27 protein-coding genes are annotated in these 24,700 nt (G+C 59.4%); 19 read left to right on the forward strand and 8 right to left on the reverse strand.

The window, feature by feature from the left end; translation table 11 throughout:
• Positions 1-169: 169 nt before the first annotated feature.
• The 3 genes from LOY51_RS10495 to LOY51_RS10505 all read right to left on the reverse strand — a co-directional run bounded on the left by LOY51_RS10495 (position 170) and on the right by LOY51_RS10505 (position 2,976).
• Positions 170-832: a hypothetical protein gene (locus LOY51_RS10495; RefSeq protein ID WP_258646092.1), complete on the reverse strand. Its 663-nt coding sequence runs from the start codon at positions 830-832 to the stop codon at positions 170-172.
• Between the two features lie 305 nt (positions 833-1,137).
• Positions 1,138-1,743: a hypothetical protein gene (locus LOY51_RS10500; RefSeq protein ID WP_258646094.1), complete on the reverse strand. Its 606-nt coding sequence runs from the start codon at positions 1,741-1,743 to the stop codon at positions 1,138-1,140.
• Positions 1,744-2,061: 318 nt separating this feature from the next.
• Entirely contained in the window at positions 2,062-2,976 is a 915-nt protein-coding gene (locus LOY51_RS10505) for a LysR family transcriptional regulator (protein ID WP_125858214.1), read from the reverse strand.
• A gap of 102 nt (positions 2,977-3,078) precedes the next feature.
• Between LOY51_RS10505 and LOY51_RS10510 the strand changes: the two genes are divergently transcribed.
• From LOY51_RS10510 to hutH, 4 genes are all read left to right on the forward strand, one after another.
• Positions 3,079-4,047, forward strand: coding sequence for an ABC transporter substrate-binding protein (locus LOY51_RS10510; RefSeq protein ID WP_258646096.1), 969 nt, complete (start codon positions 3,079-3,081; stop codon positions 4,045-4,047).
• A gap of 75 nt (positions 4,048-4,122) precedes the next feature.
• Positions 4,123-4,974: an ABC transporter permease gene (locus tag LOY51_RS10515; RefSeq protein ID WP_125463585.1), complete on the forward strand. Its 852-nt coding sequence runs from the start codon at positions 4,123-4,125 to the stop codon at positions 4,972-4,974.
• Entirely contained in the window at positions 4,971-5,804 is an 834-nt protein-coding gene (locus LOY51_RS10520) for a quaternary amine ABC transporter ATP-binding protein (RefSeq protein ID WP_125858216.1), read from the forward strand. Before LOY51_RS10515 ends, LOY51_RS10520 begins: the two co-directional genes overlap by 4 nt.
• 12 nt (positions 5,805-5,816) lie before the next feature.
• Positions 5,817-7,340: a histidine ammonia-lyase gene (hutH, locus tag LOY51_RS10525; protein ID WP_125858217.1), complete on the forward strand. Its 1,524-nt coding sequence runs from the start codon at positions 5,817-5,819 to the stop codon at positions 7,338-7,340.
• Positions 7,341-7,385: 45 nt separating this feature from the next.
• On the opposite strand, the gene LOY51_RS10530 is transcribed toward hutH, so the two are convergent.
• On the reverse strand, positions 7,386-7,880 hold the full coding sequence (locus LOY51_RS10530; RefSeq protein ID WP_258646100.1) for a GNAT family N-acetyltransferase: 495 nt from the start codon (positions 7,878-7,880) through the stop codon (positions 7,386-7,388).
• 246 nt (positions 7,881-8,126) lie between these two features.
• On the opposite strand from LOY51_RS10530, the gene LOY51_RS10535 reads away from it, so the two are divergent.
• The 8 genes from LOY51_RS10535 (at position 8,127) to LOY51_RS10570 (ending at position 15,112) form a co-directional block, all read left to right on the forward strand.
• Positions 8,127-8,804, forward strand: coding sequence for a thermostable hemolysin (locus LOY51_RS10535; protein ID WP_125858219.1), 678 nt, complete (start codon positions 8,127-8,129; stop codon positions 8,802-8,804).
• Positions 8,794-10,260, forward strand: a complete 1,467-nt coding sequence (locus tag LOY51_RS10540; RefSeq protein ID WP_258646101.1) for an AMP-binding protein — start codon at positions 8,794-8,796, stop codon at positions 10,258-10,260. The genes LOY51_RS10535 and LOY51_RS10540 overlap by 11 nt, the downstream gene beginning before the upstream one ends.
• Positions 10,261-10,268: 8 nt before the next feature.
• Positions 10,269-10,949, forward strand: coding sequence for an iron-containing redox enzyme family protein (locus LOY51_RS10545; RefSeq protein WP_125858221.1), 681 nt, complete (start codon positions 10,269-10,271; stop codon positions 10,947-10,949).
• Positions 10,936-11,742, forward strand: coding sequence for an SDR family oxidoreductase (locus LOY51_RS10550; protein WP_125858222.1), 807 nt, complete (start codon positions 10,936-10,938; stop codon positions 11,740-11,742). The genes LOY51_RS10545 and LOY51_RS10550 overlap by 14 nt, the downstream gene beginning before the upstream one ends.
• On the forward strand, positions 11,739-12,380 hold the full coding sequence (locus tag LOY51_RS10555) for a hypothetical protein (RefSeq protein ID WP_125858223.1): 642 nt from the start codon (positions 11,739-11,741) through the stop codon (positions 12,378-12,380). The genes LOY51_RS10550 and LOY51_RS10555 overlap by 4 nt, the downstream gene beginning before the upstream one ends.
• Positions 12,381-12,382: 2 nt before the next feature.
• On the forward strand, positions 12,383-13,045 hold the full coding sequence (locus LOY51_RS10560) for a response regulator (RefSeq protein ID WP_125858224.1): 663 nt from the start codon (positions 12,383-12,385) through the stop codon (positions 13,043-13,045).
• Entirely contained in the window at positions 13,042-14,406 is a 1,365-nt protein-coding gene (locus LOY51_RS10565; RefSeq protein WP_125858225.1) for a sensor histidine kinase, read from the forward strand. Before LOY51_RS10560 ends, LOY51_RS10565 begins: the two co-directional genes overlap by 4 nt.
• Positions 14,407-14,572: 166 nt before the next feature.
• A complete protein-coding gene (locus tag LOY51_RS10570) occupies positions 14,573-15,112 on the forward strand; it encodes a cytochrome b (RefSeq protein WP_258646625.1) in 540 nt (179 codons plus the stop codon).
• 101 nt (positions 15,113-15,213) lie between these two features.
• Here the strand turns inward: LOY51_RS10570 and LOY51_RS10575 are convergent, their stop codons facing one another.
• Entirely contained in the window at positions 15,214-15,621 is a 408-nt protein-coding gene (locus tag LOY51_RS10575; protein ID WP_125858226.1) for an ACT domain-containing protein, read from the reverse strand.
• Between the two features lie 663 nt (positions 15,622-16,284).
• On the opposite strand from LOY51_RS10575, the gene LOY51_RS10580 reads away from it, so the two are divergent.
• Positions 16,285-16,884: a GNAT family N-acetyltransferase gene (locus tag LOY51_RS10580; protein ID WP_223277193.1), complete on the forward strand. Its 600-nt coding sequence runs from the start codon at positions 16,285-16,287 to the stop codon at positions 16,882-16,884.
• A complete protein-coding gene (locus LOY51_RS10585; RefSeq protein WP_125858227.1) occupies positions 16,874-17,233 on the forward strand; it encodes a cupin domain-containing protein in 360 nt (119 codons plus the stop codon). Before LOY51_RS10580 ends, LOY51_RS10585 begins: the two co-directional genes overlap by 11 nt.
• Positions 17,234-17,266: 33 nt before the next feature.
• Here the strand turns inward: LOY51_RS10585 and cynR are convergent, their stop codons facing one another.
• Positions 17,267-18,178, reverse strand: coding sequence for a transcriptional regulator CynR (gene cynR, locus LOY51_RS10590; RefSeq protein WP_125858228.1), 912 nt, complete (start codon positions 18,176-18,178; stop codon positions 17,267-17,269).
• 112 nt (positions 18,179-18,290) lie between these two features.
• On the opposite strand from cynR, the gene LOY51_RS10595 reads away from it, so the two are divergent.
• The 4 genes from LOY51_RS10595 (at position 18,291) to LOY51_RS10610 (ending at position 21,042) form a co-directional block, all read left to right on the forward strand.
• Positions 18,291-18,950 carry a carbonic anhydrase gene (locus tag LOY51_RS10595; protein ID WP_125463601.1) on the forward strand — a complete coding sequence of 220 codons (660 nt, stop codon included), beginning with the start codon at positions 18,291-18,293 and terminating at the stop codon, positions 18,948-18,950.
• A gap of 26 nt (positions 18,951-18,976) precedes the next feature.
• Positions 18,977-19,447, forward strand: a complete 471-nt coding sequence (gene cynS, locus LOY51_RS10600; protein ID WP_110993677.1) for a cyanase — start codon at positions 18,977-18,979, stop codon at positions 19,445-19,447.
• Between the two features lie 66 nt (positions 19,448-19,513).
• Positions 19,514-19,771, forward strand: a complete 258-nt coding sequence (locus LOY51_RS10605) for a DUF2790 domain-containing protein (protein WP_125858229.1) — start codon at positions 19,514-19,516, stop codon at positions 19,769-19,771.
• Between the two features lie 47 nt (positions 19,772-19,818).
• Entirely contained in the window at positions 19,819-21,042 is a 1,224-nt protein-coding gene (locus tag LOY51_RS10610) for an amidohydrolase family protein (protein WP_258646102.1), read from the forward strand.
• A gap of 128 nt (positions 21,043-21,170) precedes the next feature.
• Here LOY51_RS10610 and LOY51_RS10615 read toward each other — a convergent pair whose 3' ends face one another.
• Entirely contained in the window at positions 21,171-21,575 is a 405-nt protein-coding gene (locus tag LOY51_RS10615; RefSeq protein WP_125858231.1) for a MerR family transcriptional regulator, read from the reverse strand.
• 73 nt (positions 21,576-21,648) lie between these two features.
• Here LOY51_RS10615 and LOY51_RS10620 point away from each other — a divergent pair, with 73 nt between their 5' ends.
• Positions 21,649-22,713, forward strand: coding sequence for an SDR family oxidoreductase (locus tag LOY51_RS10620; RefSeq protein ID WP_258646104.1), 1,065 nt, complete (start codon positions 21,649-21,651; stop codon positions 22,711-22,713).
• Positions 22,714-23,128: 415 nt separating this feature from the next.
• On the opposite strand, the gene hutT is transcribed toward LOY51_RS10620, so the two are convergent.
• On the reverse strand, positions 23,129-24,532 hold the full coding sequence (hutT, locus tag LOY51_RS10625; protein ID WP_125858233.1) for an L-histidine transporter HutT: 1,404 nt from the start codon (positions 24,530-24,532) through the stop codon (positions 23,129-23,131).
• Positions 24,533-24,700 lie beyond the last annotated feature (168 nt).

Here is a 24,700-nt window from a genome sequence, read left to right on the forward strand (position 1 = left end):
TGGCTGCTGTTCGTTAAAGGCGGCTAACGGCCAATAGCGGTCATTCGCCGTTATCAAAATCTAGGGGATTCAGCTGCCTTGGTCACTCGAGATGCTGGTGTCTGGATACAGTCCTCCAAAAACCCAAAGCCCCGCTATCGCGGGGCTCAACACAAATGGAAGCACGCGGTCAGAACGACTCGACTGGCTTCTTGGCTTGTTGAACAAGCTTGTTTTCGTCCAGTTTCGGAAAAGAAAACTTAATGATGATGCTGGACTCGTCACCCTCGCCAGAGACGATCAAATCAGCGCCCCTAATGTTGGCAGGTGCCGACTTCATCAAGCTATGGACGTTGGCGGCCCTCTTGTCGGGGGTGAGCCCTTCAACAAAGGAGTAGGTCAGCTCATTGGCGGCCAACGCAACATTCTCGTAGTTCGTGAGCTTGGCTGTGTATTCATCCTTGTTTTTTGCTTTACCCGCGAACTCAATGATATCCAGCACGGATTTCCCGTCGGCGAGCGACACCAGAGTAAATGTTTTTGCAAGAGCGCCAATGGCGCGACCGAACAGGTCACGATCATAGGGTGCAAACAGCGAAACCATCATCAGTTTGTCACCACTGAATAGCAGGGCGGCTGTGAACTTCTGATCCAGAAAATCCACATCGTCCAGGCATCGTGCAGTAGCGCCTATCTCAGTTGAACAGTCGTAGTAGCCTGCTGCCTCGGTATATTTGGCAATCGGCGTGTCATAAGCATATTTTTTGAACAGGTTGTCTTCAGCCACCGCATTCTGCATGCCGGTTAACATCCCCATAACGCCCAGCGCTGTTGCAAGTGCTTTCTTTGACATGGATCCCTTCCTGAATGAGCATTGAGGTTGATGGCTAGATGCTATCAGTCAGATATGCACCGCTCAATACTGGCATGTCAGTTGCTATTGGACAGGGGGGCAGATCCGGCAGTCTATACGTTGACGCCGCAGGCAATCTGTCAGTCGCGCCATAGGCGAACCGCGAAATCTCAGTGCTTGCGCACTCAAGATCGAGAGCCGCCCTTCGCGACCTGCGGCTCTCGACAGGCCCGGCGCATCGAGCTTGCATTGAATTACTTGCGCTTCAATTGCAGCTGGGACTGTTTCATTCGAAAAGCCGGGGCTTAGAAGGCGGCTGAGCGATTCTTTCCCTGCGTACACGGATTAAAAATCTGGCGAATACTCTCGCTGGTTCCTACATAGGTTTGGGTGCCTGGGACCGCCACAGCCGAGTAATTCTTACGATCGGTGACCTGAATGAAATTTCCTTGCGCAGCCGTGAAACTCTCAGTATTTGGCGGCACTAGCACGCTCAGGAACTGGGCTTTCTTGTCGAGTGCCAAGGCACCGCCCACGGTAATGGGCGCCAGCATGGCGGCCCAACGTTCACTGAATAAGTAGAAGGTATCGGCTGCGGCTCTGCCACTTTGCAGGTGGGCACACTGCACATCGCTTGCTTTGATGACTTCAGCTTGCTGGTAGGCACCGCCCTGATAAAGGGCCAGCACTAGCTTGCTCTTGGTCAGCACACCCAGGCCTTGCTTGGGTCTGCACACTTGCAAGTCACCATAGGGAAATATGCACCAGTTGGTTTCGGTGACTGTGACGATTTCGTCTGCATTGAGCTTTAGATCGCGTTCAATATTGGCGCGGGCTTCGGGGGTCTCGTAAGGGATGGCACAGGCGCTCAATAGAGATGCGAGGGTCAGGGCGAGTAGCGGGGTTCTCATCAAGCGTCCTTTGCTGCTGGAAGGTATCGGTAAATGACGAAGCTCTCCGCCGGTCTGCGCACGGAAAAACTATAGAGATCGCGCTGAGTTTAAAGAGTTGTTGGAGAAGGTGCTAAAACTCGTCGTTTGAATGTCTCGACAGCTGGGTATTGCACGAAACGTATGGTCATCCATCGTTGTGGGAGCGGCGCACCGCCGCTCCCACAAAACTCTTCGTACAGAGCCTAAGTGAGTACTTGCGTGGCCGGTAGACCGAGCTCGCCGGGCGTCTCATCTACCCGCCAGCAGTCGTCATGTGACATTCGCCCCACCCGTTGTTCATTCGGATGCAAACGACGGTCGCTCCGCGAACCATGCCACCGCCAGCGCCTTGAAAGCCTCGGCCGAAGGCGTCAGTGGATAGCGCTGATCATGCGCCAGCACGATGCTATGGGTTGGCAGTTTCTCCTGAGTCGGCCGACAGACCAGCGCTTGGCCATCATAACTACGGTCACCGAATGGCCGGGTATAGATCAGCGCCACGCCAAAGCCATTGGCGACGAGGCTGCGCTGCAACTCGAAGGTGCGCACACGGTGCACAACGGCGGGGGAGAGGTCGTAAAAGCTGAACAGATCCAGCACATGCTGCCAACTGTGAACCTGATCGGTGACTACCAGGGTGTATTCGGCTAGCGCTTTGAGACTGACGCGTGACTGCTTGGCCAACGGATGATCGGCCGACAGCAGCACCTGGGCGGTCAGCTGGCACAACTGCGTGCAATGCGTGTTCGGCGGTAAACCCAAGTCATAGGTGATGGCCAGTTCTATCGCGCCCTCACTGAGCCGCTTGCCAACATAATCGAAGCTGCCATCGCGCATATCGACCGTGACCCTTGGGCAGGACTCCTGCATCCGTCGCACGATTTGTGGCAGGCAATAGGGCGCCAGATCTTCGAAACAGCCGACCACCAGTTCGCCGACACACTCGCCGGCATTGGCATGGATTTCGGCAAAGGTCTGGGCTTCTGTCAGCACGCGACGGGCCTGGACCATGACGGTACGCCCGAATGGGGTCAGCGATATCCCGAGGCCACGTTGGCGTATGAAGATTGCTTGGCCCAGCACCTCCTCCAGTTCGGTGATGGCCGCCGAGATGGAAGGTTGTGAAACATGAAGCTCCATGGCGGCAGTGGTGAGGTTGCCGTGCTTGGCCGCTGCGAGCGCGTAGCGAAGCTGCCTGAGTGTGAACTTCATAGGTTTTTCCGTGGTGATGCATCAGGAGTTATTATTTTATCCTTTTTTTATGTTGTGAAATATTTCTCCTGCGCAGTGATCATCTTGTTTGGGAGCGTCACAATGACAATTACAAAGGCTCTGCTGACCACGACACTTTCTTTAGGGCTCCTGGCGTGCGCTGGCGCCAGCCAGGCGGCCGGTTGGTGTGAGTCCGGCAAGCCGGTCAAGTTCGCCGGTTTGAACTGGGAAAGCGGGATGCTGCTCACTGAGGTGATGCAGTTTGTGCTGAAAAATGGCTATGGCTGTGACACCGACAGCCTGCCGGGCAACTCCATCTCCATGGAGAACGCCCTGAGTAGCAACGATATCCAGGTGTTCGCCGAGGAGTGGGTAGGGCGCAGCGAGGTCTGGAACAAGGCTGCGGCCGCCGGCAAGGTCGTCGGCGTCGGCTCGCCGGTGGTCGGCGCGGTCGAAGGCTGGTATGTGCCGCGTTATGTGATCGAAGGCGATGCCAAGCGCAAACTCGAAGCCAAGGCACCGAACCTCAAGAGCATCGCCGATCTGGGGCAATACGCCCAGGTATTCAAGGACCCGGAAGAACCGGACAAGGGGCGCTTCTACAACTGCCCGGCCGGCTGGACCTGTGAGCTGGACAACAGCCAAATGCTCAAGAGCTATGGCCTGGAAAACACCTACACCAACTTCCGCCCGGGCACCGGCCCGGCACTGGATGCCGCCGTGCTGTCGAGCTACAAGCGTGGCGAGCCGATCCTCTTCTATTACTGGTCGCCCACCCCGCTGATGGGCCAGGCCGACCTGGTCAAGCTGGACGAAAAGCCAGGCGTGGATAAATCCGTGACCATCAAGGTGGGCGTGTCGAAGACCTTCCACGAACAGGCGCCGGAACTGGTGGCTGTGCTGGAAAAGGTCAATCTGCCGATCGATCTGCTGAACCAGAACCTGGCGCGCATGACCAGAGACCGTATCGAGTCGGCGGAATTGGCCAAGTCGTTCCTCAAGGAGCACCCCGAAGTTTGGCACAGCTGGGTCAGCGAAGACGCAGCCAAAAAGGTAGACGCGGCACTCTGAGGGTGTGTGCCGGTCCGGCGCCTGCCGGGCATGCCACATAGCAGTCCGCTTCAAGCACTTGCTCGAGATAAATCCATGTTTCCCAAAAACTTCACGTTTTCCATTGCCGATTGGGTCAATGGCTGGGTCGATGCGCTGGTCACCAATTACGGTGACGTGTTCCGGCACATTTCCGACACCCTGCTGTGGGCCATCGTCAACCTCGAAGGCCTGCTGCGCGCAACACCCTGGTGGCTGATGCTGGCCATCGTCGGCGCTATTGCCTGGCACGCCACCCGTAGAATCGTGCCCACGGCGGTGATCGTCGGCTTGCTGTTCCTGGTCGGTGCGGTCGGCCTCTGGGACAAGCTGATGCAGACCCTGGCGCTGATGCTGGTGGCAACGCTGATCTCGGTCCTGGTCGGCATTCCGCTGGGTATCCTGTCGGCGCGCAACGATCGCTTGCGGGCGGTGTTGATGCCGCTGCTCGACATCATGCAAACCATGCCCAGCTTCGTGTACCTGATCCCGGTATTGATGCTGTTCGGCCTGGGCAAGGTGCCGGCGATCTTTGCCACCGTCATCTATGCCGCCCCGCCGCTGATTCGCCTGACCGACCTGGGCATTCGCCAGGTGGATGGCGAGGTCATGGAGGCAATCAACGCTTTCGGTGCCAATCGCCTGCAACAACTGTTCGGCGTGCAGTTGCCACTGGCGTTGCCGAGCATCATGGCCGGCATCAACCAGACCACCATGATGGCCCTGTCGATGGTGGTCATCGCCTCGATGATCGGTGCCCGTGGCTTGGGTGAAGACGTGCTTGTCGGCATCCAGACCCTCAATGTGGGCCGTGGTCTCGAAGCGGGCCTGGCCATTGTGATCCTGGCGGTTGTGATCGACCGCATTACTCAGGCCTATGGCCGGCCACGGCATGGGGTGGGCAAATGAGCGCCAAGCAGACGATGAACAAGATCGAAGTCAAACAGGTCTTCAAGATCTTCGGTGCGCGTGCCGAAGATGCGCTGAAACTGATCCGCCAGAACAAGAGCAAAGAACAGGTGCTGGCCGATACCGGCTGCGTGGTCGGGGTCAACGATCTGTCGTTGTCCATCGGCAGCGGTGAGATCTTCGTGATCATGGGGCTGTCGGGCTCGGGCAAGTCGACCCTGGTGCGTCACTTCAACCGCCTGATCGACCCCACCAGCGGCCAGATCCTGGTCGACGGCGAAGACATTCTGCAGTACGACATGCAAGCCCTGCGCGAATTCCGCCGGCGCAAGATCAGCATGGTGTTCCAGAGCTTCGGCCTGTTGCCGCACCGCACCGTGCTGGACAACGTCGCCTACGGCCTTAAGGTCCGTGGCGAAAGCAAAGCCCTGTGCACCGAGCGTGCCCTGCACTGGATCAACACCGTGGGCCTCAAGGGTTACGAACGCTCGTACCCGCACCAGTTGTCGGGCGGCATGCGCCAGCGCGTGGGCCTGGCCCGTGCGTTGGCTGCCGACACCGACATCATCCTGATGGACGAAGCCTTCAGTGCGCTCGACCCGTTGATTCGCGCCGAAATGCAGGACCAGTTGCTGGAACTGCAAAAGACCCTGCACAAGACCATCGTCTTCATCACCCATGACCTGGACGAAGCGGTGCGCATCGGCAACCGAATTGCCATTCTCAAGGACGGTCGCCTGATCCAGGTCGGCACGCCGAAGGAAATCCTCTACCAGCCTGCGGACGAATACGTAGATCGTTTCGTGCAGCGTCGCGTAGCTTCGCTTTAAGGAACCGCGTGTATGTCGTTTGCCAAAAAAATCATCATTGCCGAGGCGCCCGTTCGCTGGCAGGACGTGGTGGCTGTGGCCCGGCATGGAGCGCAGCTTGAGCTGGCCCCATCGGCCTGGGCGCGGATCGACAACGCCCAGGCGATTGTCCAGCGCATCGTTTCCAGCGGTGACCGCGCCTATGGCGTCAACACCGGGCTTGGCGCCTTGTGCAATGTCTCATTGCAGGACGAACAGCTCAGCCAGCTGTCGCACAACACCTTGCTCAGCCATGCCTGTGGCGTGGGTAGCGCGCTGTCGGACGAACAGACCCGAGCGATCATGTGCGCGGCGATCATCAACTTCTGCCAGGGCCGTTCCGGCCTGCAGCGCAAGGTGGTCGAGGCGCTGCTGACCCTGCTCAACCAGCACATCACCCCGCAGGTGCCGAAGCAGGGGTCGGTGGGGTACCTGACCCACATGGCCCATATCAGCATCAGCTTGCTGGGCGTCGGCCAGGTCAGCTATCGCGGCCAGATCGTGCCGGCGCAGCAGGCCTTGGCCGAGGTCGGCCTGGCACCGGTCAAACTGGGGGCCAAGGATGGTCTGTGCCTGGTCAACGGTACCCCGTGCATGACCGGCCTGAGCTGCCTGTCTCTGGATGACGCCACGCGCTTGAGCCAATGGGCGGACGTTATCGGCGCCATGAGTTTCGAAGCCCTGCGCGGCCAACTCGATGCCTTCGACCCTGAAATCATCGCGCTCAAACCCCACCCCGGGATGCAGCGCGTGGGCCGCAATTTGCGGCGCCTGCTCGAGGGTAGCGAAATCATTGCCAGCAGCCATGGCATTCGCACCCAGGACGCCTTGAGCATTCGCTCGATCCCGCAGGTTCATGGCGCCGCGCGCGATCAGTTGGAACACGCCGCAAGGCAGATCGAAACCGAACTCAACTCCACCACCGACAACCCGATGTTGCTGGGTACGCCCGAGTCCTATCGGGTGGTTTCCCAGGCCAATCCCCACGGCCAGTCCGTGGCCATGGCGGCCGACTTGCTGGCCATTGCGGTGGCCGAGATCGGGGCGATTGCCGAGCGCCGTCTCGATCGCCTGATCAACCCGTTGGTCAGCGGCTTGCCGGCCTTCCTGGTCAGTCAACCGGGTGTGAACTCGGGCATGATGATTGTCCAGTACGTGGCCGCTTCACTCTGTGCCGAAAACCGTCAGTTGGCCCAACCGGCCGTCATCGACAACTACGTCACCTCCGGCCTGCAGGAGGATCATCTGAGCATGGGCACCAATGCCGGGTTGAAGCTGCACCGTGCCCTGGAGAACTGTACGCAGATCCTTGCCATCGAATACCTGTTGGCGGCCCAGGCATTCGAGTTCCTCAAGGAGCAGCGCTTTGGCGCAGGTACCCAGGTTGCCTGGCGGTTGCTGCGCGAACGGGTCCCGGCCTATGCCCAGGACCGTTGGCTGGCCCCGGATATCGCCAGCAGTGCATCGATCCTGAAGGACCCCGGCCTGCTTGGCGCTGCCTTCCCCGAGCTGTTGTGACAGGTGCAGGTACCGCCAAGGGCGGGATTGGGTCGAGGGCAATCACTACCCAGTAATGGCTTTGGCCATTTCCGACGTGCCAGCCCAACCGATCTGCTCATAGACCGGTTTGCCCGTCGCGGTGGCGTGCAGGACTGCGAAGCTGATGCCTCGGCGAGCGAACTCGGCTTCGGCCGCTTGCATCAGGGCCGAGGCCAGGCCGCGGCGACGGTAGGCCGGCTGGACGTACACATTCAGCACGTAGCCACGCTTATCCAGGGTTGGGTGGGAGGGATGGGGCGGCCAATCGATGCTCATCAGGCCAATGGCTGCGACCGGTTGCTCGCCATCCAGGAGTTTGAACCCGTAATACCGACCGTCACCGAGCCGCTCTTCCAGCCAGGGGCGAAAGTGCTGGGTCATGATCCGTAGTTGTTCAGGATCCCCGCCTGCCTCAAGGAACATGTCCTGGCGATGGGCGCAGATCATTTCTGCGTCAGAGGGGCCGACGGGCCGGCACTCCAGACCGGAAAACGCTGTACATCCTTGTAGTTCGATCATCGTTTATCCAGTGTCAGTGGCATTGATTGATGAAGTGGCAGCCTATGGCATCTCCCGGCGTGTATGCAATGGCACGGCGGGGAAGGTGGGAAACATGAGAGGGCGAGGGCGCTGACCTTGCTGTGGCCGAGTGCTCGAGCTCCTGCGACTTGGCATGCGCTCGGACGCTTTGTGCTGTTTGACTTCAGATTCCATTCAGATTCGACCCTGATAATTCCCTGAGCCGAACCCAATCGGGGGAGTTTCATGAACGAATCTCAATGGAGCAGTCTGCTCCCGCTTCCTATAGGCAGTCATGCCGACCATCACGCGCGGCTGTCGCTTCATCTGGCAGGCGACGCTTCACGCGGGGATCTGGAGCACTTCATCCACCAGTGCTTTGCCACCGTGCACCAGGCGGATGTGCAGCATTACCTGCCAGAGCTGCTGGCATTGCATGACAGCCATGGACGGTTGATCGCAGCGGCCGGCATGCGACCAGCCAGCGACGGACCTCTGTTTCTCGAGCGATATCTGGACGCGCCATTGGAGGCCGCCGTTTCCCAGGTTGCTGGCATTGACCTTGACCGTACCTGCCTGGTCGAAGTGGGCAACCTGGCTTCACTCAGCGCTGGCAGCGCTCGAATCATGATCATTGCCGTGACCTGGTTGTTGGCCTCGCGTGGCCTGGAGTGGGTTGCATTCACCGGCGCGGCGACGCTGATCAACAGCTTTCAACGGCTGGGCCTGATGCCTACCGTTTTGGCTGCCGCCGATCCTGGGCGCTTGCAGGGGCTGGCGAATCATTGGGGGACGTACTACGACCAACGGCCACAGGTGTTCGCCGGCAACATCGGCTATGGCTTCGATGCCCTGAGCCGGGCGGGGGTGTTCCAGCGCCTTGGATTTCCCAAGCTGGCCCAGGAGACCGGCCATGCCGCATGAGCTGCAGCTCTTTCAGGCGTTGTTGCGCCAGCATGCCCAGCAAAAATCTGATGCTGTAGCTGTTCAGGGCCCGGTTCGGCGTTTCACCTACCGGCAATTGCTCGACGAGGTCGAATTGCGCGTAGCCCGCTTGCTGAGCCAACCAGCGGGCACGTTCGTCATGGTGCTGGATAACGGGCCCGAATTGCTTTTCTGGGATCTGGCGGCTCTTTTCGCCGAGCGCACTTGTGTGATCGTACCGCCGTTCTTCAGCGCGGCTCAGTTGCGACACTGTCTGCAGCAGAGCGGTGCCACGAGCGTGCTGTGCGAGACGCAGTGGACTGCCCAACTCCTTGAGCAAGGTTTTACCCAGCAGCCGGCAGAAGGTTTCCTGGCGCGTGACGTTGTCGCGCCTGAATTGCCGACGGGCACCGCAAAGATCACCTATACCTCCGGCAGTACCGGGAGGCCCAAGGGCGTATGCCTGGGCGCCGAAGCCATGCTGCGTGTTGCGCGGGAACTGGAGGCTGCAAGCCGACCAACCGAGCCGCAGCGATACCTGGCGGTACTGCCACTGGGTGTATTGCTCGAGAACCTCGGCGTATATGCCGCGCTCATGGCAGGCGCCTGCGTCCAGCTCTACCCGCAGCAGCAGTTGGGCATGGGCGGCGCAAGCCAGGTGGATTTCAAGCGCTTGCTCGCTGCGATTGCCCTGAGCGGTGCACACAGCCTGATCCTCGTGCCGCAACTGCTGATGGGGCTGGTCACCGCCATCGAGCGCGGGCTCATGCGCGTCGGCCCACTGCGCTTCGTGGCAGTGGGCGGCGCCCGGGTATCAGCGAAGCTGTTGGCTCGGGCCGATGCGGTCGGCTTGCCGGTGTTCGAAGGCTATGGCTTGTCCGAATGTGCCTCGGTGGTGGCGCTGAACCGACCGGGGGTCGTTCGCCCTGGCAGCGTCGGTAAGCCCTTGCCCCATGTTCAGGTGCGCATTGCTGAGGATGGTGAGGTGCTGGTGGCTGGCTCGACCTTGCTGGGCTACCTGGAAGAGGCGCCGGTCACCGGCGAGTGGTGGGCGACGGGCGACCTCGGCCACCTCGACGAAGAGGGCTACCTGTACCTTGACGGGCGCAGAAAGCACCAGTTCATCACCAGCTTCGGTCGTAACGTCAACCCGGAGTGGGTGGAGTCGGAGCTGACTCAGGGCGGCGTGATTGCACAGGCATTCGTGCATGGCGAAGCCTTGCCGCACAACCTGGCACTGCTCTGGCCGCTGGACCCCACTGCCAGCGACGAGGCTATCGAGCAGGCCGTGCAGCGCTGCAACGCGCAACTGCCCGATTACGCCCAGGTGCATACCTGGCGTCGTTTACCGGCCCCGCTAAGCCCCATTGATGAAACCCTGACTGCCAACGGCCGCCCACGGCGCGAGGCGATCTTGCAGCGTTACCACGCCCTGTTATCCGACATCTCGTTGTGAGGTTAACCATGTCTTTTTTCGATACTTTGCAAATACAAACTGCCGAGGAGCGTCAGGTGTTGTTCGCAGTGCCGGTAATCCGGGACGCGTTGGCCGGGCAGGTCAGCCTGGACAGCTACCTCGCCTTCCTGACCCAGGCCTACCACCATGTCCGCCATACGGTGCCACTGATGATGGCTTGTGGCGCGCGTTTGCCGTCGCGCCTGGAATGGCTGCGCGGGGCGGTGTGCGAATACATCGAAGAGGAGTACGGCCACGAACAGTGGATCCTCAACGACATCAAGGCTTGCGGCGGCGACTGGGAGGCCGTGCGTGATGGTCGGCCAGCGCTGCCAATCGAGCTGATGGTCGCCTACCTCTACGACCTGATTGCACGCGGCAACCCTGTCGGGCTGTTCGGCATGGTCAATGTGCTCGAAGGCACCAGCATCGCCCTGGCCACGCAGGCGGCGGGCACCATCCAGAGCACGTTGGGCTTGCCTGGCCAGGCGTTCAGCTACCTCAGCTCCCACGGTGCGCTCGACCAGGACCACATGGTGACCTACAAGCAGTTGATGGACCGCCTTGATGAAGAGGGCGACCAGCAGGCTGTGATCCACGCTGCAAAGGTCGTCTATCGCTTGTATACCGAGATGTTCCAGGGATTGCCGCGCGCCGGGCAGCACGAGGTGCGTCATGCGCTTGCCTGAGTCCGTGGTGGTCCTCACCGGCGCCAGTGGGGGTATTGGCTTGGAGCTGGCCGAGCAGCTGTGCGCTGCCGGGGCCCAGGTGCTGGCGGTCAGCCGGCACATGGGCAAGCTGGCTGGCCTGATGAATCGGTATCCGGACCGCTTGCGTTGGCAAGAAGCTGACCTACGCAGCCACGCAGGGCGCGAACAAGTGGTCGACCGAGCCCGCAAGATGGGCAATGTCAACGTTCTGATCAACGCCGCCGGGGTGAATCGCTTTGCCTTGCTCGATCAGTTGGACGAACACGCACTCGACGAGCTGCTGGACATCAATCTGAAGGCCCCGCTGCAACTGACGCGTGCCTGCCTGCCCTTGCTGCGTGCGCAGCCAAAGGCGTTGGTGGTCAATGTCGGGTCCACCTATGGCTCGATCGGCTATCCCGGTTACGCCACCTATTGCGCCAGCAAGTTCGCCCTGAGGGGATTCTCCGAAGCGCTGCGGCGCGAGCTGGCGGACACCACGGTAAACGTCTTGTATGCCGCGCCCAGGGCAACCCGCACCGCCATGAACAGCAGCGCGGCGACAGCGCTCAATCAGGCGTTGAAAGTCGGCATGGACGACCCGGCGGATGTCGCCCGTGCAGTGCTTGAGGCGGTGCAGTCTGAGCGCAGCGAGCTTTACCTGGGCTGGCCGGAAAAGCTCTTCGTGCGCATTAACGGCATGTTGCCGGGAATAGTCGACCGCGCGTTACGCAAGCAATTGCCTGTCATTCGCCGCTACCTCGGTAGCCACTCCAAGGAGTCGATCAAATGAAGCGACTGTTCATCGCCAGCTTGCTGGCATTCGCCCCCTCCATCTGGGCACTGGATCAGACAGGCACGCAGCACCTGAGTGACCTGCAGCAGCGCTGGGCACAGATCCAGTACCAGTTACCCAAGGACAAACGTGCTGACGCCTTCGAAAAGCTGGCGGGTGACGCGACGGCCTTCGTTCATCAGTACCCCGGTACACCAGAGCCATTGATTTGGGAGGGCATTATCAACAGCAGCTGGGCGGGGGCCATCGGTGGCCTTGGCGCACTAGGCAAGGTCAAGGCGGCGAAAGCTAGCCTTGAACAGGCCATGAAACTGGACCCCAACGCCCTGCAGGGCTCGGCCTATACCAGCCTGGGCACGCTGTACGATCAAGTGCCCGGATGGCCGATTGGTTTCGGTGATGCCGAGATGGCCGACAAGATGCTGCGCAAAGCCTTGCAGATCAACCCCAGCGGTATCGACAGCAACTATTTCTGGGCTGACCATCTGTATCGGCAAAAGCGCTACCCGGAGGCCACCGCAGCCCTGCACAAAGCCTTGCAGGCACCCCCACGGCCGGGGCGAGAGCTGGCTGATCAGGGCCGTCGCGCGGATATTGATGCTTTACTCAAGGCGATCAAGGACAAACAGGACTGAACATGCGGCTTTTGCTGGTTGAGGACGACATCGCGCTGGGAGAGGGGATCTGCGACGGTTTGCGCCAGGAGGGCTACACCCTCGACTGGTTGCGTGACGGTGTCAGTGGCTTGCATGCGTTGCAGCACGAGACCTTCGACCTGGTGATCCTGGACCTTGGATTGCCCCGCCTGGATGGCATTGAACTCCTGCGGCGGGTACGTGCCGGCGGCGACAGCCTGCCGGTGCTGATCCTCACCGCACGGGATGCCCTCGATGATCGCATCACCGGCCTCGATGCCGGCGCCGACGATTACTTGGTCAAACCGTTCGACCTCAATGAGCTGAAGGCGCGCTTGCGCGCGTTGCTCAGGCGCAGCGCCGGACGCGCCCAGGTCATGATCGAGCATGCCGGAGTCAGCCTCGACCCCGCTACCCAGCAAGTTCATTACAACGGCGTCGAAGTGGTGCTGACCCCCAAGGAATACATGCTGCTGCACGAGTTGCTGGCCCATCCAGGCAAGGTCTTCACCCGCGAACGCCTGACCCAGTTGCTGTATGGCTGGGATGAGGAGCCCGAGAGCAATACGCTGGAGGTGAACATCTACCACCTTCGCAAGAAGCTGTTCAACGGGCTGATCCGTACGGTGCGCGGCATTGGCTATCTGGTCGAGGCCAAGGCATGAGCTCGCTGCGCCAACGCACCCTGTGGCGGGTGATGTTGTTGCTGTTGCTGGGGACCGGCCTGCTGGCGCTCTATAACTATCACGACAGCCGCCATGAGATTAACGAGGTGTACGACGCGCACCTGGCCCAGAACGCTCGCTTGCTGCAGGGCGTCATGAGCCTGCCGGTGCAAAGCGGCTCGCGTGAAGCGATGTACCAGGCATTCAACGAGGCATTGGCCCAGGCGGGTCACCATCGGGTAGGCCACCCCTACGAGAGCAAGCTGGCATTCCAGGTCTGGCAGGACGGCGCCGGCCTGCTGGTGCACACACCCAGTGCGCCGACCATCGACCCGCCACCGACGGTCCCCGGTTTCTACGACTTTTCCAGTGGTGGCGAGCAATGGCGCGGTTTCGTGCTGCCGGTGCCGGAACGACACTGGGTGATCTGGGTGGGCGAGCGTGACGATGTGCGCTACGACTTGATCGACCGCATCGTTCGCCACACCCTGTTCCCGTTCCTGCTCGGCAGCCTGGTGTTGGCACTGTTGGTTTGGGCCGCTATCGGCTGGGGACTGCGGCCGTTGCAGAACATGGCCAACATCATCCGTGGGCGTCACGCCGATTCGCTGGAGCCGCTGCAGTTGGTACCGCTGCCCTCGGAGCTGGAGCCCATGCAGGCCGCCATCAACCGCCTGTTGGCGCAGATCGAGGACCTGCTGCGGCGTGAGCATCGGTTCATTGCCGATGCCGCCCACGAAATGCGCACCCCCCTGGCCGTTCTGCGCCTGCACGCGCAGAACGCGCTGGAGGCCAGCAACGAGGCCGAGCGGCACAAAGCGCTGGGCTTTCTGATGGGTGGGGTCGATCGACTCACCCGGGTTGTCAACCAGTTACTCACCCTGGCCCGTGTCGAGCCAAGGCTGGGGCAGCGAGCCAGCACTCGGATCGACCTGGCCGAAGTGGTCACCGAGACCTTGGCTGACCTGACCCCGTGGATACTGGACCGCGGCCTGGAGCCCTCGTTGGACATCGGCGAAGGCGACCACCACCTGGCAATCGATGCCGGCGCCCTGGGCATCGCGCTGCAGAACCTGGTGTCCAACGCGGTGGAGCACTCACCGCCCGCTGGCCGCATCACGGTGTCACTCAGGCACCTGGACAATCACTTCGAACTGGTCGTCGAGGACGAGGGGCCGGGTATCGATGAGGCGAGTCTGTCGCGCGTATTCGAGCGTTTCTACAGCCGTAACAGCCCCAATGGTGCAGGCCTTGGGCTTTCCATCGTGGCGACCATCGTTGACCGGATGGGCGGGCAGGTGCGTTTGCGTAATCGAGCAGGCGGCGGGCTAGCCGCCACCTTGCTGTTTCCAGTGAGTTGAATACCCCAGCAGAGTCGCTGCCAACGATACGCCTGGCATCTGACGCTGGTCACTTCAGACTTCCTTAAGCTTGAGCCAGCAACCTGACACTGTCCGGTTGCTGGGAATCGCTCCTGCATCGCACCTGGTGGCAACGGATCTTTCTCTCATTTTCGAGGCCATGGATATGACGCGTAATTCAACTATCGACCGCTACGGTCGCCTGTCCATCATCATGCACTGGAGCATGGTCGTCTTGTTCATCGGCATTTATGCCGGCATCGAGCTGCGCGGGGCATTGCCAAGAGGCAGCACACTGAAGAGCCCACTGCTGGGATTCCATGCGCTGATGGGTATCGCCGTATTCGCGTTGGTATGGGTACGCCTGATTGGTCGGCTGAGACCACGTCCTCCCATCCTGCCCACGCCACCTACCAGGCAGGCGGTGATGGCCAGCATCACGCACCTGGCCTTGTACGGTTTGATGATCGTTACTCCGTTGTTGGCCTGGCTGATGCTGAGCGCTGCGGGTAAGCCGTTGCCGTACTGGGGCATCACTCTGCCTTCGCCTATTCCTGTCGACCCTGCTTTGGCCAAGACACTGAAGGACTGGCATGAGCTGGTAGGTAACGCTGGTTACGCGCTGATTGGACTTCATGCTTGCGCAGGCCTGGCACATCACTACTTGATCAAGGACAACACCCTCAGGCGCATGCTGCCACGGTGATACGGGCTACCTCGCCCTGCCGACACAAAAGCCTTGTTTGCGGAGGTCTTACCATAGCCAGCGATTGCCAATAGGTAAACCGCAAGCATCATGGCCGGGCGCTAACTGGATTCACCTGCGCGAGATAAGGCTTGGAGGACATCCATGGCTTTAGCGGCATCATCCTTGGCTACGAAAATGTGGTCATGGTAGAAGGCTGCGATCACGTTGCAACTGATGCCAGCCTTGCCGAGCGCGGTCGCGAATGCGGCCGTCAAACCCACTGCATCAAGAGCGGAGTGGATTGTGAGTGTGATCCAAGCTGCCACAAAACTGTACTCAAGGCCCAGTGCATCAGCGCGTTCGCGCTCAATGATTGCAGTGAGGCCTTCTTTTTCGCGGAATGTACCCAGCACATCGGTACCCTGGAGCGCGGTAGCGTGCGCCACTGTGCAGAACACAAAGTCGCCTTCATTGAGGACTGGGCTCATGCCACGGAGCAGAGCTGAGATCGATTTTTCACCTGACATAGGGTTACTCCCGTTTGAAAGACGGCAGTGTGCATTTCAGTGAGGCATTAGTTTAATCAATACTGCTCATTACCGATTAGTGTCGCTTATGCGATTCCCTGCCCAATTCACCTTACGCCAGCCGGGCTAGACCAGGTCTGAATGGCTCGAATGGCAGCTTTCGACCCAAAGCTGCCATTGCGATAGTGCTGCTCTTGCTCATTTTTCGAGGCTGGCGCGAACCTTGTGGGAGCGGGTTTACCCGCGAAGCAGGCGACGCGGAGGGTGGCACGGGCTTCGCCCGTGTTCGCGGCGGTTCGACGCCTCGATAAACCCGCTCCCACAGAGATCACCTCTGGCATGACTGTCAGCTACGGGGCGGTAGCTGCCTTTCGTGAAATACGATTCCCTACGCAGGTAACCCTGCTCTGATTCCGGCCATCCCGCCATGGAAGTACAGGTCGCTCCGCTTCTCGTCTCACTACCTCCGGCAGTTGCACGATCGACTCCCCAGGCCTGAGCCATTGGACGGCCACGCGCCTTTGAGCATGGGGCCGCGTCGCACGCCGTGCTGACGGTGTTCGCCCAGAGCATGATGGGAACCGTTCAACCTGCCTACCCTGCCACCATGCCAAGGGCGTAATCCTTGAAAGCCAACCACCCGATCCCATGGGAACACTGTTCATGTCTATCGACTTCAGACCCGCCCAAGCCTCGGACGCGCATGATATTGCGCGCTTCTTTCAACTGACATCGGAGGGCATGGCCGATTACATATGGAGCAAGCTTGCCGCACCTGGAGAAGCGTTGCTGAGTGTCGGTGCGTCTCGCTATGCCAGGGAGCAGGGCGACTTCTCCTACAAGAACTGCCTTATGGCCACTTTCGAAGGGCGCGTCATCGGCATGATGCATAGCTATGCCTTGCGCGAGGCCCCTGACAGGCCTGTCGAGACAGACCCGGTCCTCGCGCCTTACGCCGACATGGAAATACCCGACACCTTGTACATATCCAGCCTGGCCCTGGATGAGGCCTGGCGCAGTCAGGGGCTGGGTGTCGAGTTTCTTCGCCACGCCCAGCAGCGCGCTGAGGACTCTGGCCTGGATGGGCTATGCCTGATCGATTATGCAGAAAACCACGGTGCACGCCGCTTCTACGAACGTCACGGTTTTCAAATTGTTAAAGCCTGCCAGATCGTTCCGCACCCGATGCTGGGCGTGACCGGTGAAGCCTATTTGATGTATCGCCCTACCCACAACGTGCTCGAGAAAAGCCATGAACAATAAACTGACCGTGTTCCGCGAACTGGATATCCAACCGGTGCGCGACCTTCCATTTTTTGAAGAGGTCTTGCAAGGCACCCCCCATACGCTGACGTCCAAGTACTATCACGATGAGCAGCAAGGCCGCATTTCCGGAGAATGGCAAGCCAGCACCGGAGCGTGGCGCATCGACTACAAAGTTTGGGAGTTCTGCCATGTCCTGAGTGGATGCTGCGTCATCGAACTTGAGGGTTGCGCCCCCATCACACTGGCCGCTGGCGACACGTTCATTATCGAACCGGGCGCCAAGGGCAAATGGACCGTGCTGGAAGACATGAAAAAGAACTTTGTGATCCTCTTGCCCGCGAACTAGGGGTTGAACTGGCCTGATGATTTTGGCTCCCTTCTAAATCAGCCGATCGGAGCAGCCTGGCTCCTCGAGTTGCTTGGCCACTTTCATTGCCAGTTCAACGAAGGCCCTCGCTGCAGCCGTTTGGTAAACCCCTTTCCGTTGCATCAGAACAGCAGTGCGTTGCAAGCGCTGCTGGTCCAACTCGATAGCAACCAACTGCTCGTGAGCCAGGGCGATGTTGGCCGGCAACAAGGTCGCGAGCGTGGTTCTGCTGACCACCTCGATAAGCGCACTGATGGTATTGGCTTCCACTTGTACGTGAGGGCGAATGTTGTGTTGGCGGCAGTAGTTGTCGATCTGCTCACGCGTGGCGAATTCGGCGCTCAAGAGTATCAACGATTCTGAGTTCAACGCCTCCAGGCCAATACTGCCCGTGGTGGCGAGAGGATGATGCTTGCCGACTACCAGGGCGAGGGTTTCGACCAGTAGCGCCTGGGCCTCAAGGTCCAGATGATGGCCGTTGTCGAACGCAATGCCCACATCTACCTCGTCGGCCAACAACAGCTCTTCCAGCGCCTCTTGAGCGATCTCTCGCAGCACCAGCGTGATGTTCGGGTAGCGGCTATGGAACGCCTCAACCAGCGGGCCAACGAGGTAGCTGGTGAATGTCGGTGTTACCCCCACCCGAAGTGATCCGCGGCTCAGATCGCTGAGGTCATCAATGGCTCGTTTTGCCTCCTGCAGTTCCTGCGCGGCTCGCTTGGCATAGCGCAGGTACACCTCGCCGGCATCGGTCAATCGCGTGGTCCGGCCGGAACGATCGAACAACGGAGTGCCGAGACTCTCTTCCAGTTGGCGGACCTGCTGCGACAAGGCCGGTTGAGACACATGCAAGGCCGCTGCGGCGCGCGTGAAACTGAGGTGGTTTGCCACTGCGATGAAGTACTGGATGTGCCGGGCAAGCATGGGTGCACCTATAAGATTATCTGATTCACCTGATCATAAATCAGACTTTTACCTTATTGAAGGTGCTGCGTAACCTTTGCTTCAACACATCGCGTCACTCAAGGAGTCAGCCATGAAAGACATCATCGACGGGTTTCTGAAGTTCCAGAAAGACGCCTATCCCGAGCGCGTCAAACTGTTCAAGGATCTGGCCAGCCAGCAGAGCCCACGTGCCCTGTTCATCTCATGCTCCGACAGCCGCCTGGTGCCGGAGCTGGTCACCCAGCGCGAACCCGGAGACCTGTTCGTCATTCGCAATGCAGGCAACATCGTGCCGTCCTACGGGCCCGAGCCTGGAGGCGTATCGGCCTCGGTCGAATATGCCGTGGCGGCCTTGCAGGTTTCCGACATCGTCATCTGCGGCCACTCCGATTGCGGCGCCATGACGGCCATCGCCACCTGCAAATGCCTGGACCACATGCCCGCAGTGGCCGGCTGGCTGCGCTACGCCGATTCCGCCCGAGTGGTTAACGAAGCCCGCAACCATTTCGGCCCCCAGGCCAAGGTCGAAGCCATGGTGCGCGAAAACGTGATCGCCCAGCTTGCCAACATCCAGACCCACCCCTCGGTGCGCCTGGCCCTGGAAGAGGGCCGCGTGACCTTGCATGGCTGGATCTACGACATCGAAAGCGGGCTGATCGAGGCCTTCGATGGCAGCACCGGCACATTCGTGTCCCTCGCCCACAACCCCGAAGTGCACGCCGTTTCCCATCAACCCAAGCGCGTTGCCTGAACATCTTTCAACCAAGGAGAAACACCATGATCCAATCGCAAATCAGCCAGAACGCCCGCCTTGCCCTGAGCGAAGTCATCCTTCTGGCCAAAGCACGCAAAGACCTCTCGTTCTCGCAGATCACCGAAGGCACCGGTCTGTCCGAAGCGTTCGTCACCGCGGCACTGCTGGGCCAGCACCCGTTGCCGGCGAGCGCCGCCCAGGTGGTGGGTGACAAGCTCGGCCTCGACGCGGACGGCATCGCACTGCTGCAGACCGTGCCACTGCGCGGCAGCATTCAAAATGGTATCCCGACCGACCCGACCATCTACCGCTTTTACGAGATGTTGCAGGTGTACGGCACCACCTTGAAGGCGCTGGTTCATGAAAAGTTCGGCGACGGCATCATCAGTGCCATCAATTTCAAGCTGGACATCAAGAAAGTCGAAGACCCCGAGGGCGGCTCGCGCGCAGTGATCACCCTGGATGGCAAATACCTGCCCACCAAACCGTTCTGATTTGGCTGCAACACATGGGCTGGGCCGCAACTTCGTGGCCCAGCCACAACCTGAAGGTGATCAAAATTGAAAGCATTGTTCGCATTGATACTCGGCGCGCTGTGCAACGTGACGATGGCTGCTGACGTTGAGCAACAGGTCGAGCAGACACCGGTTGAACAGTACAGCTACTCCCAGCACCTCGATATTGCCCGTGTCATTTCCATGAGCGAGGTCCCCAATGTCTGTCAGGTCGTGCCCGCTCGCATGACGTACGAAGACTCCCAAGGCAATGAGCATGTGCTTGAGTACCGCGTGATGGGCAATGGTTGCTCGAATAACTGAGCCCGGCCTTCGCAGCGCTACAGCGCTCTTTATGAGGACTGAAGTTGATGGACCTTGTCTTTCGAAATGTACGCATTGACGACGCCCAGCCACGGGTAGATGTGGCTGTGCAAGCAGGCAAAATCGCCGAGATCGCGCCACACATCGCCACCACGGCAGAGCACGAAATCCAAGGCGACGGCAATGTGCTTGTTGCTGGGTTTGTCGAAGGCCACCTGCACCTGGAAAAAGCCAACGTCATGCAGCGCAAGGCCAATCGTTCCGGCACCTTGAAGGAAGCGATCGCCGTCACCGCCGAACTGAAGCCCACACTGACCCGTGAGGATATCCGCGAACGTTCGATCCAGGTGCTGCGCGCATTGGTACAAGCCGGTACCACGCATGTCCGCGCCCATGCCGAGTTCGACCCCGCCCAAGGCTTTACCGGGCTTGAAGTGGTGCTGGAGTTGCGCGAGCAGTTTCGCGAGGTGATCGACATCCAGGTCGTGGCCTTTCCGCAAGAAGGCATTCTCAAGCTGCCTGGCATGCAGGCCATGATGGCCCAGGCAATGGAGATGGGGGCTGATGTGGTGGGCGGCATTCCCTACAACGATGTGTCGCCGCAGGAGCACATTGATTTCGTCTTTGACTTGGCCAAGCGCTATGGCAAAGACATCGACTTGCACCAGGACTTCGCCGATGACGCCGAGCACATGACCATCGAGTACGTGGCACGTCGAACCATTGCCGAAGGCTACCAAGGGCGGGTCTGCGTTGGGCACCTGACCAGCCTGGCGGCCGTCTCGCCAGCGCGGCAGGCACAGGTCATCGCGTTGCTACGTGAGGCCGACATCAGCGTGATGTGCCTGCCCGCCACCGACCTGCACCTGGGGGCTCGGGGTGACAGTCACAATGTAAGACGCACCCTGACACCTGTGCGTGCCCTGCGCGACGGCGGTGTCACGGTTTGCCTGGCCACCAACAACATCCGCAATGCATTCACACCCTATGGCACTGGCGACCTGTTGCACATTGCACAGCTGGCCATTCCAGCGTGCCACCTGGGCGGCGCGGATGATCAGGCCACCGTGTTGTCGATGCTCACGACAAACCCTGCCAAAGCCTTGGGGTTGAAACACCACGGATTGGCGGTGGGCAATGATGCCGACCTGGTGCTGGTCGATTGCCGTGCTGTGGCCGATGTCATTCTCGACTTGCCGACACGGTTGATGGTGCTCAAGCGCGGCAAGGTGGTGGCAACGGCTGAGCATCGTAGGTCAGTCGCGTTTTGAGGCCATTTTGGAAATTTCGTAATCAAGCAAGTCCATGTATGGGACGGTCGCTTGTGGGAAGGCTACTCGAACCAACCCTTCGACTTCGGCCCTGTTCACTAGGCCACGCTAAGGGCCATGCCGGGACGCTATGGCGTCAAGGTATGCAGGAGTGCAGGTGAGTGGGGAGTGATCAGGCCATTGGCAATGGCACTGGCTTCAAGCTTCGCATGCTCCGTGCTCAGCAGGACATAAGCAGCTTGCAGCGTGGTGATCTTCGCTTGAATTTCGGCCATCTTGCTGGCGACCAAGGCTGCGCCTTGCGCGCAATCGATCTTGTTGCCTCGCTTGGCTGCAAGAATTTCTCCAATCTCAGCGAGGGAAAAACCGCCACTCTGGGCGCTCTGAATAAAGGCCAGATCAACAACCGTCTGATCGCTGTAGCTGCGGTAATTGTTGGCTTGTCGTTGTGCCACGATAAGCCCGAGCTGTTCGTAATAGCGCAATGCATGCCGGCCGACGCCACTGCGGCGCTCCAACTCTCCAACGTTCACACTAAAAACTCCTTGACTGTAGAGCGCACTCTACACCTTAGCCTGCACCCATTATCCAAACCAGGAATCAGGCATGAGCGTGGAATGCTTCGTCACCGGCGGCAGTGGATTTGTGGGCCAACACTTACTGGCCCGACTTACTGCGACAGGGTACAAAACCTGGGTGCTTATGCGTACCCCAGGCAACATTGAGCGTCTCAGAAAACAGGTAGGTCAACTGGGCGGTAATCCTGCGTATATCCATGCCGTTGAGGGCGATATCAGCAGAGAGGGGCTCGGGCTCAGCGAGGCGGACATACAGTGCGTGTCTTCGGCCTCTGTGATCTTCCATCTCGCGGCGGAGTTTTCCTGGGGGCTGTCAATGGAGCGCGCCCGAGCAGTCAATGTGCAAGGGGCGCTGAGGGTCGCCAAGCTTGCGGCGCGCCAACGCATCCGATTGCTGATGGTGGGCGGCTTCATGCTGCAAAACCTCAACCACCTGGCCAGTATCGGCGTTGATGATGAGTGCCCTGCAAACACAAACTGGCCCGCAGTCTACCGCCGTGTAGGTGGCTACGAAGGCAGCAAGATCGAGTCCCATTTTGCCGTCATCCGTTATATGCAGGATGCGGGCGCGGACTACACCATCATTCATCCTGCTACGGTGTGTGGCCACAGCGAGAGTGGCCACATCCTGGAAGGACAGCCTCTGGCCGAACTCATTCGAAATTTGGCACAAGGTCGGTTCAAAGCGGTCCCCGGTTCCCCCAGGCACTGGTTGCCATTAGTCAGCGTCGACTACCTGGTAGCGATGATGACCTGTGTGGCCTTCGATCCCTCGATGGCCAACCGGCAGGTTCTGGCGCTCTATGAGCACACATCGAGCCTGCAGGGCATGCTTGAGCAGATCGCAAAACCGCTGGAGGTCAAGGCGCCCCGTCGGCATGTACCGATAAGGTTGCTCAGGTGGCTTTTGATGATTCCCGGGCTGGCAGCACGATTTGCGATCAGCGCCGAGTCATTGGATTTCATCCAGACGCAGCGCTTCGATATGAGTAATAGCGAGCAATTACAGCTGAAGTATCAGTTAACACATCCCGATATGGCGCGGGCTCTGGAAAAGACGGTGCGCTACGTCAAGGATCACTTTCTCCACTGAGGCAGGCCATTTGTGATGGCTCAAGGCATGCGTGTGAGAGCGAGCGCTTGCGACCCATAGCAGCCGCTGAAAGTTAACTGGCTTCGTGAGCGCGACGCGCATCCTGTGGGAGCGGGTTCACCCGCGAAGCAAGCGCCGCAATGGATGGCACCGGCGGTGCCGGTGTTCGCGGCAGTTCGACGCCTCGAAAAACCCGCTCCCACAAAAATTGCTGATGGGCTCAGCGTCCGCTTCGGGTCGAAAGCAGCCATTCACGACCAGCGACTAACGACCCATAGCTCCCCGCCTGGCGCGGCACCTCAAGGCGGGGCGGCCCACTATTACCTCACAACCCATCCCGATAATAAGCAGAAAAGCTCAGACTCTGGACATTAATGACTGGTATCTGAGCATTCAAGTTACTGGCTCGTAGGGCTCAAGAACGCTTTAGTTTGAACGATTCAAACAGCGTTGCTTTCTGGCGGACTATCCATAATTTATAGCCTACCGACAGCAATGCCAGCCACCCGATACCTACATAGAGCGCCATGCGAGTTTCTGAGTACCAACCCAGTACGCAGAAAATGAACAGCATGAAAACAATTGCGCAGGCGGGGCCTACAGGCCAGAAAGGCACGGGGAAATGCAGGGCCTCAACCTCAGTTCGAGTCATGTGCCGGCGCATGGCGACTTGGGACAAAAGAATCATCAGCCACACCCATACAATCGAAAACGTCACCACCGACGCCAAAATCATGAAGAGATTGTCCGGGAACAGGTAATTAAGCAGAACACCCAAAAGCAGGGCCGTCGCCATAACGATTACAGTCATCCAAGGTACACCGAATCGGGACAGGCGGGAAAAACTGGCGGGTGCCTGGCCGCTCTGAGCCATGCCGTACATGATTCTCCCTGCGGCGAAAATATCGCTGTTAATGGCCGATAGTGCGGCAGAAATGACGACGATGTTCAGCACTGTAGCAGCCGACTTTATACCTAAGCCGCTGAATATCTGTACGAAAGGGCTGCCCTCACTGCCAATCTTGGGCCAGGGATAGATGGCCATCAGAACGAATAGTGTAAGCACGTAGAACATCAATATTCGCAGTGGCACGGAGTTGATCGCGCGTGGCAGGACCTGTTGCGGGTTTTTGGCTTCTCCCGCAGTGATACCAATCATTTCGATTCCGCCAAAGGCAAACATTACGACGGCGAAAGAGGCGATCATTCCACTCACGCCATTGGGGAAAAAGCCACCGTGCTGCCACAAATTGCTTAAGCCGCTCGTTACTTCATTGGCAGAGCCCAACTTAATACCGAAAACTAGAACTGCCAACCCGGCAACGATCATCGACGCAATAGCCGTGACTTTCAGCAACGACAACCAGAACTCCAACTCGCCAAATACCTTGACGCTGCACAGGTTCAGAGCCCCGATGAAAAATACGATGCCCAGGACCCAGATCCATCGTGGTGTGTCGGGAAACCAGTAACTCATGTAAACACCAAAGGCGGTCACATCTGCCAGACATACCACCAGCATGGAAAATGCGTAGCTCCAGCCAGTCAGAAAACCTGGAAAGCTCCCCAAGTACTGGGTTGCGTAGTGGGCAAAAGAACCCGATACAGGATTGCGCACGGCCATTTCACCCAAGGCACGCATCATCATGTAGATGGCCATGCCACCGATGATGTAGGCCAGCAGTACCGAGGGGCCAGCCAGCTTGATTGCTGAGGCGGACCCATAGAACAATCCGGTGCCAATAGCAGAACCGAGCGCCATGAAGCGAATATGGCGAGCACTCAGGCCTCGCCGCATGGAAGGTGCGTTATCGCTCATTCCAGGTAGTCTCCACATTATTTTTGTTTGAATGCCGAGGCGTCGCGCGGGCGTCTGGTTTTCAGGCCAGACAAGTCCCCAGGCCGGCCATCGGCACCTGTAGTGGTCAAGTAATCTGCGGGAATAGGACCGGCGTTTTCATCGTCAATGAAAGCCAGTTCGCGAGGC

The organism is Pseudomonas sichuanensis (assembly GCF_024749065.1).
GTDB lineage: Bacteria > Pseudomonadota > Gammaproteobacteria > Pseudomonadales > Pseudomonadaceae > Aquipseudomonas > Aquipseudomonas sichuanensis.

What these genes read in the sequence shown, in the direction of transcription:
- cynR (WP_125858228.1), bottom strand. Translation starts at nt 18,178, where the DNA reads ATGCTTGCCCGGCACATCCAGTACTTCATCGCAGTGGCAAACCACCTC.
- LOY51_RS10535 (WP_125858219.1), top strand. Translation starts at nt 8,127, where the DNA reads ATGAACGAATCTCAATGGAGCAGTCTGCTCCCGCTTCCTATAGGCAGT.
- LOY51_RS10530 (WP_258646100.1), bottom strand. Translation starts at nt 7,880, where the DNA reads ATGATCGAACTACAAGGATGTACAGCGTTTTCCGGTCTGGAGTGCCGG.
- LOY51_RS10555 (WP_125858223.1), top strand. Translation starts at nt 11,739, where the DNA reads ATGAAGCGACTGTTCATCGCCAGCTTGCTGGCATTCGCCCCCTCCATC.
- LOY51_RS10495 (WP_258646092.1), bottom strand. Translation starts at nt 832, where the DNA reads ATGTCAAAGAAAGCACTTGCAACAGCGCTGGGCGTTATGGGGATGTTA.
- hutH (WP_125858217.1), top strand. Translation starts at nt 5,817, where the DNA reads ATGTCGTTTGCCAAAAAAATCATCATTGCCGAGGCGCCCGTTCGCTGG.
- LOY51_RS10620 (WP_258646104.1), top strand. Translation starts at nt 21,649, where the DNA reads ATGAGCGTGGAATGCTTCGTCACCGGCGGCAGTGGATTTGTGGGCCAA.
- LOY51_RS10570 (WP_258646625.1), top strand. Translation starts at nt 14,573, where the DNA reads ATGACGCGTAATTCAACTATCGACCGCTACGGTCGCCTGTCCATCATC.
- cynS (WP_110993677.1), top strand. Translation starts at nt 18,977, where the DNA reads ATGATCCAATCGCAAATCAGCCAGAACGCCCGCCTTGCCCTGAGCGAA.
- LOY51_RS10560 (WP_125858224.1), top strand. Translation starts at nt 12,383, where the DNA reads ATGCGGCTTTTGCTGGTTGAGGACGACATCGCGCTGGGAGAGGGGATC.
- LOY51_RS10545 (WP_125858221.1), top strand. Translation starts at nt 10,269, where the DNA reads ATGTCTTTTTTCGATACTTTGCAAATACAAACTGCCGAGGAGCGTCAG.
- hutT (WP_125858233.1), bottom strand. Translation starts at nt 24,532, where the DNA reads ATGAGCGATAACGCACCTTCCATGCGGCGAGGCCTGAGTGCTCGCCAT.
- LOY51_RS10595 (WP_125463601.1), top strand. Translation starts at nt 18,291, where the DNA reads ATGAAAGACATCATCGACGGGTTTCTGAAGTTCCAGAAAGACGCCTAT.
- LOY51_RS10565 (WP_125858225.1), top strand. Translation starts at nt 13,042, where the DNA reads ATGAGCTCGCTGCGCCAACGCACCCTGTGGCGGGTGATGTTGTTGCTG.
- LOY51_RS10550 (WP_125858222.1), top strand. Translation starts at nt 10,936, where the DNA reads ATGCGCTTGCCTGAGTCCGTGGTGGTCCTCACCGGCGCCAGTGGGGGT.
- LOY51_RS10540 (WP_258646101.1), top strand. Translation starts at nt 8,794, where the DNA reads ATGCCGCATGAGCTGCAGCTCTTTCAGGCGTTGTTGCGCCAGCATGCC.
- LOY51_RS10520 (WP_125858216.1), top strand. Translation starts at nt 4,971, where the DNA reads ATGAGCGCCAAGCAGACGATGAACAAGATCGAAGTCAAACAGGTCTTC.
- LOY51_RS10610 (WP_258646102.1), top strand. Translation starts at nt 19,819, where the DNA reads ATGGACCTTGTCTTTCGAAATGTACGCATTGACGACGCCCAGCCACGG.
- LOY51_RS10505 (WP_125858214.1), bottom strand. Translation starts at nt 2,976, where the DNA reads ATGAAGTTCACACTCAGGCAGCTTCGCTACGCGCTCGCAGCGGCCAAG.
- LOY51_RS10575 (WP_125858226.1), bottom strand. Translation starts at nt 15,621, where the DNA reads ATGTCAGGTGAAAAATCGATCTCAGCTCTGCTCCGTGGCATGAGCCCA.
- LOY51_RS10585 (WP_125858227.1), top strand. Translation starts at nt 16,874, where the DNA reads ATGAACAATAAACTGACCGTGTTCCGCGAACTGGATATCCAACCGGTG.
- LOY51_RS10580 (WP_223277193.1), top strand. Translation starts at nt 16,285, where the DNA reads ATGTCTATCGACTTCAGACCCGCCCAAGCCTCGGACGCGCATGATATT.
- LOY51_RS10500 (WP_258646094.1), bottom strand. Translation starts at nt 1,743, where the DNA reads ATGAGAACCCCGCTACTCGCCCTGACCCTCGCATCTCTATTGAGCGCC.
- LOY51_RS10515 (WP_125463585.1), top strand. Translation starts at nt 4,123, where the DNA reads ATGTTTCCCAAAAACTTCACGTTTTCCATTGCCGATTGGGTCAATGGC.
- LOY51_RS10510 (WP_258646096.1), top strand. Translation starts at nt 3,079, where the DNA reads ATGACAATTACAAAGGCTCTGCTGACCACGACACTTTCTTTAGGGCTC.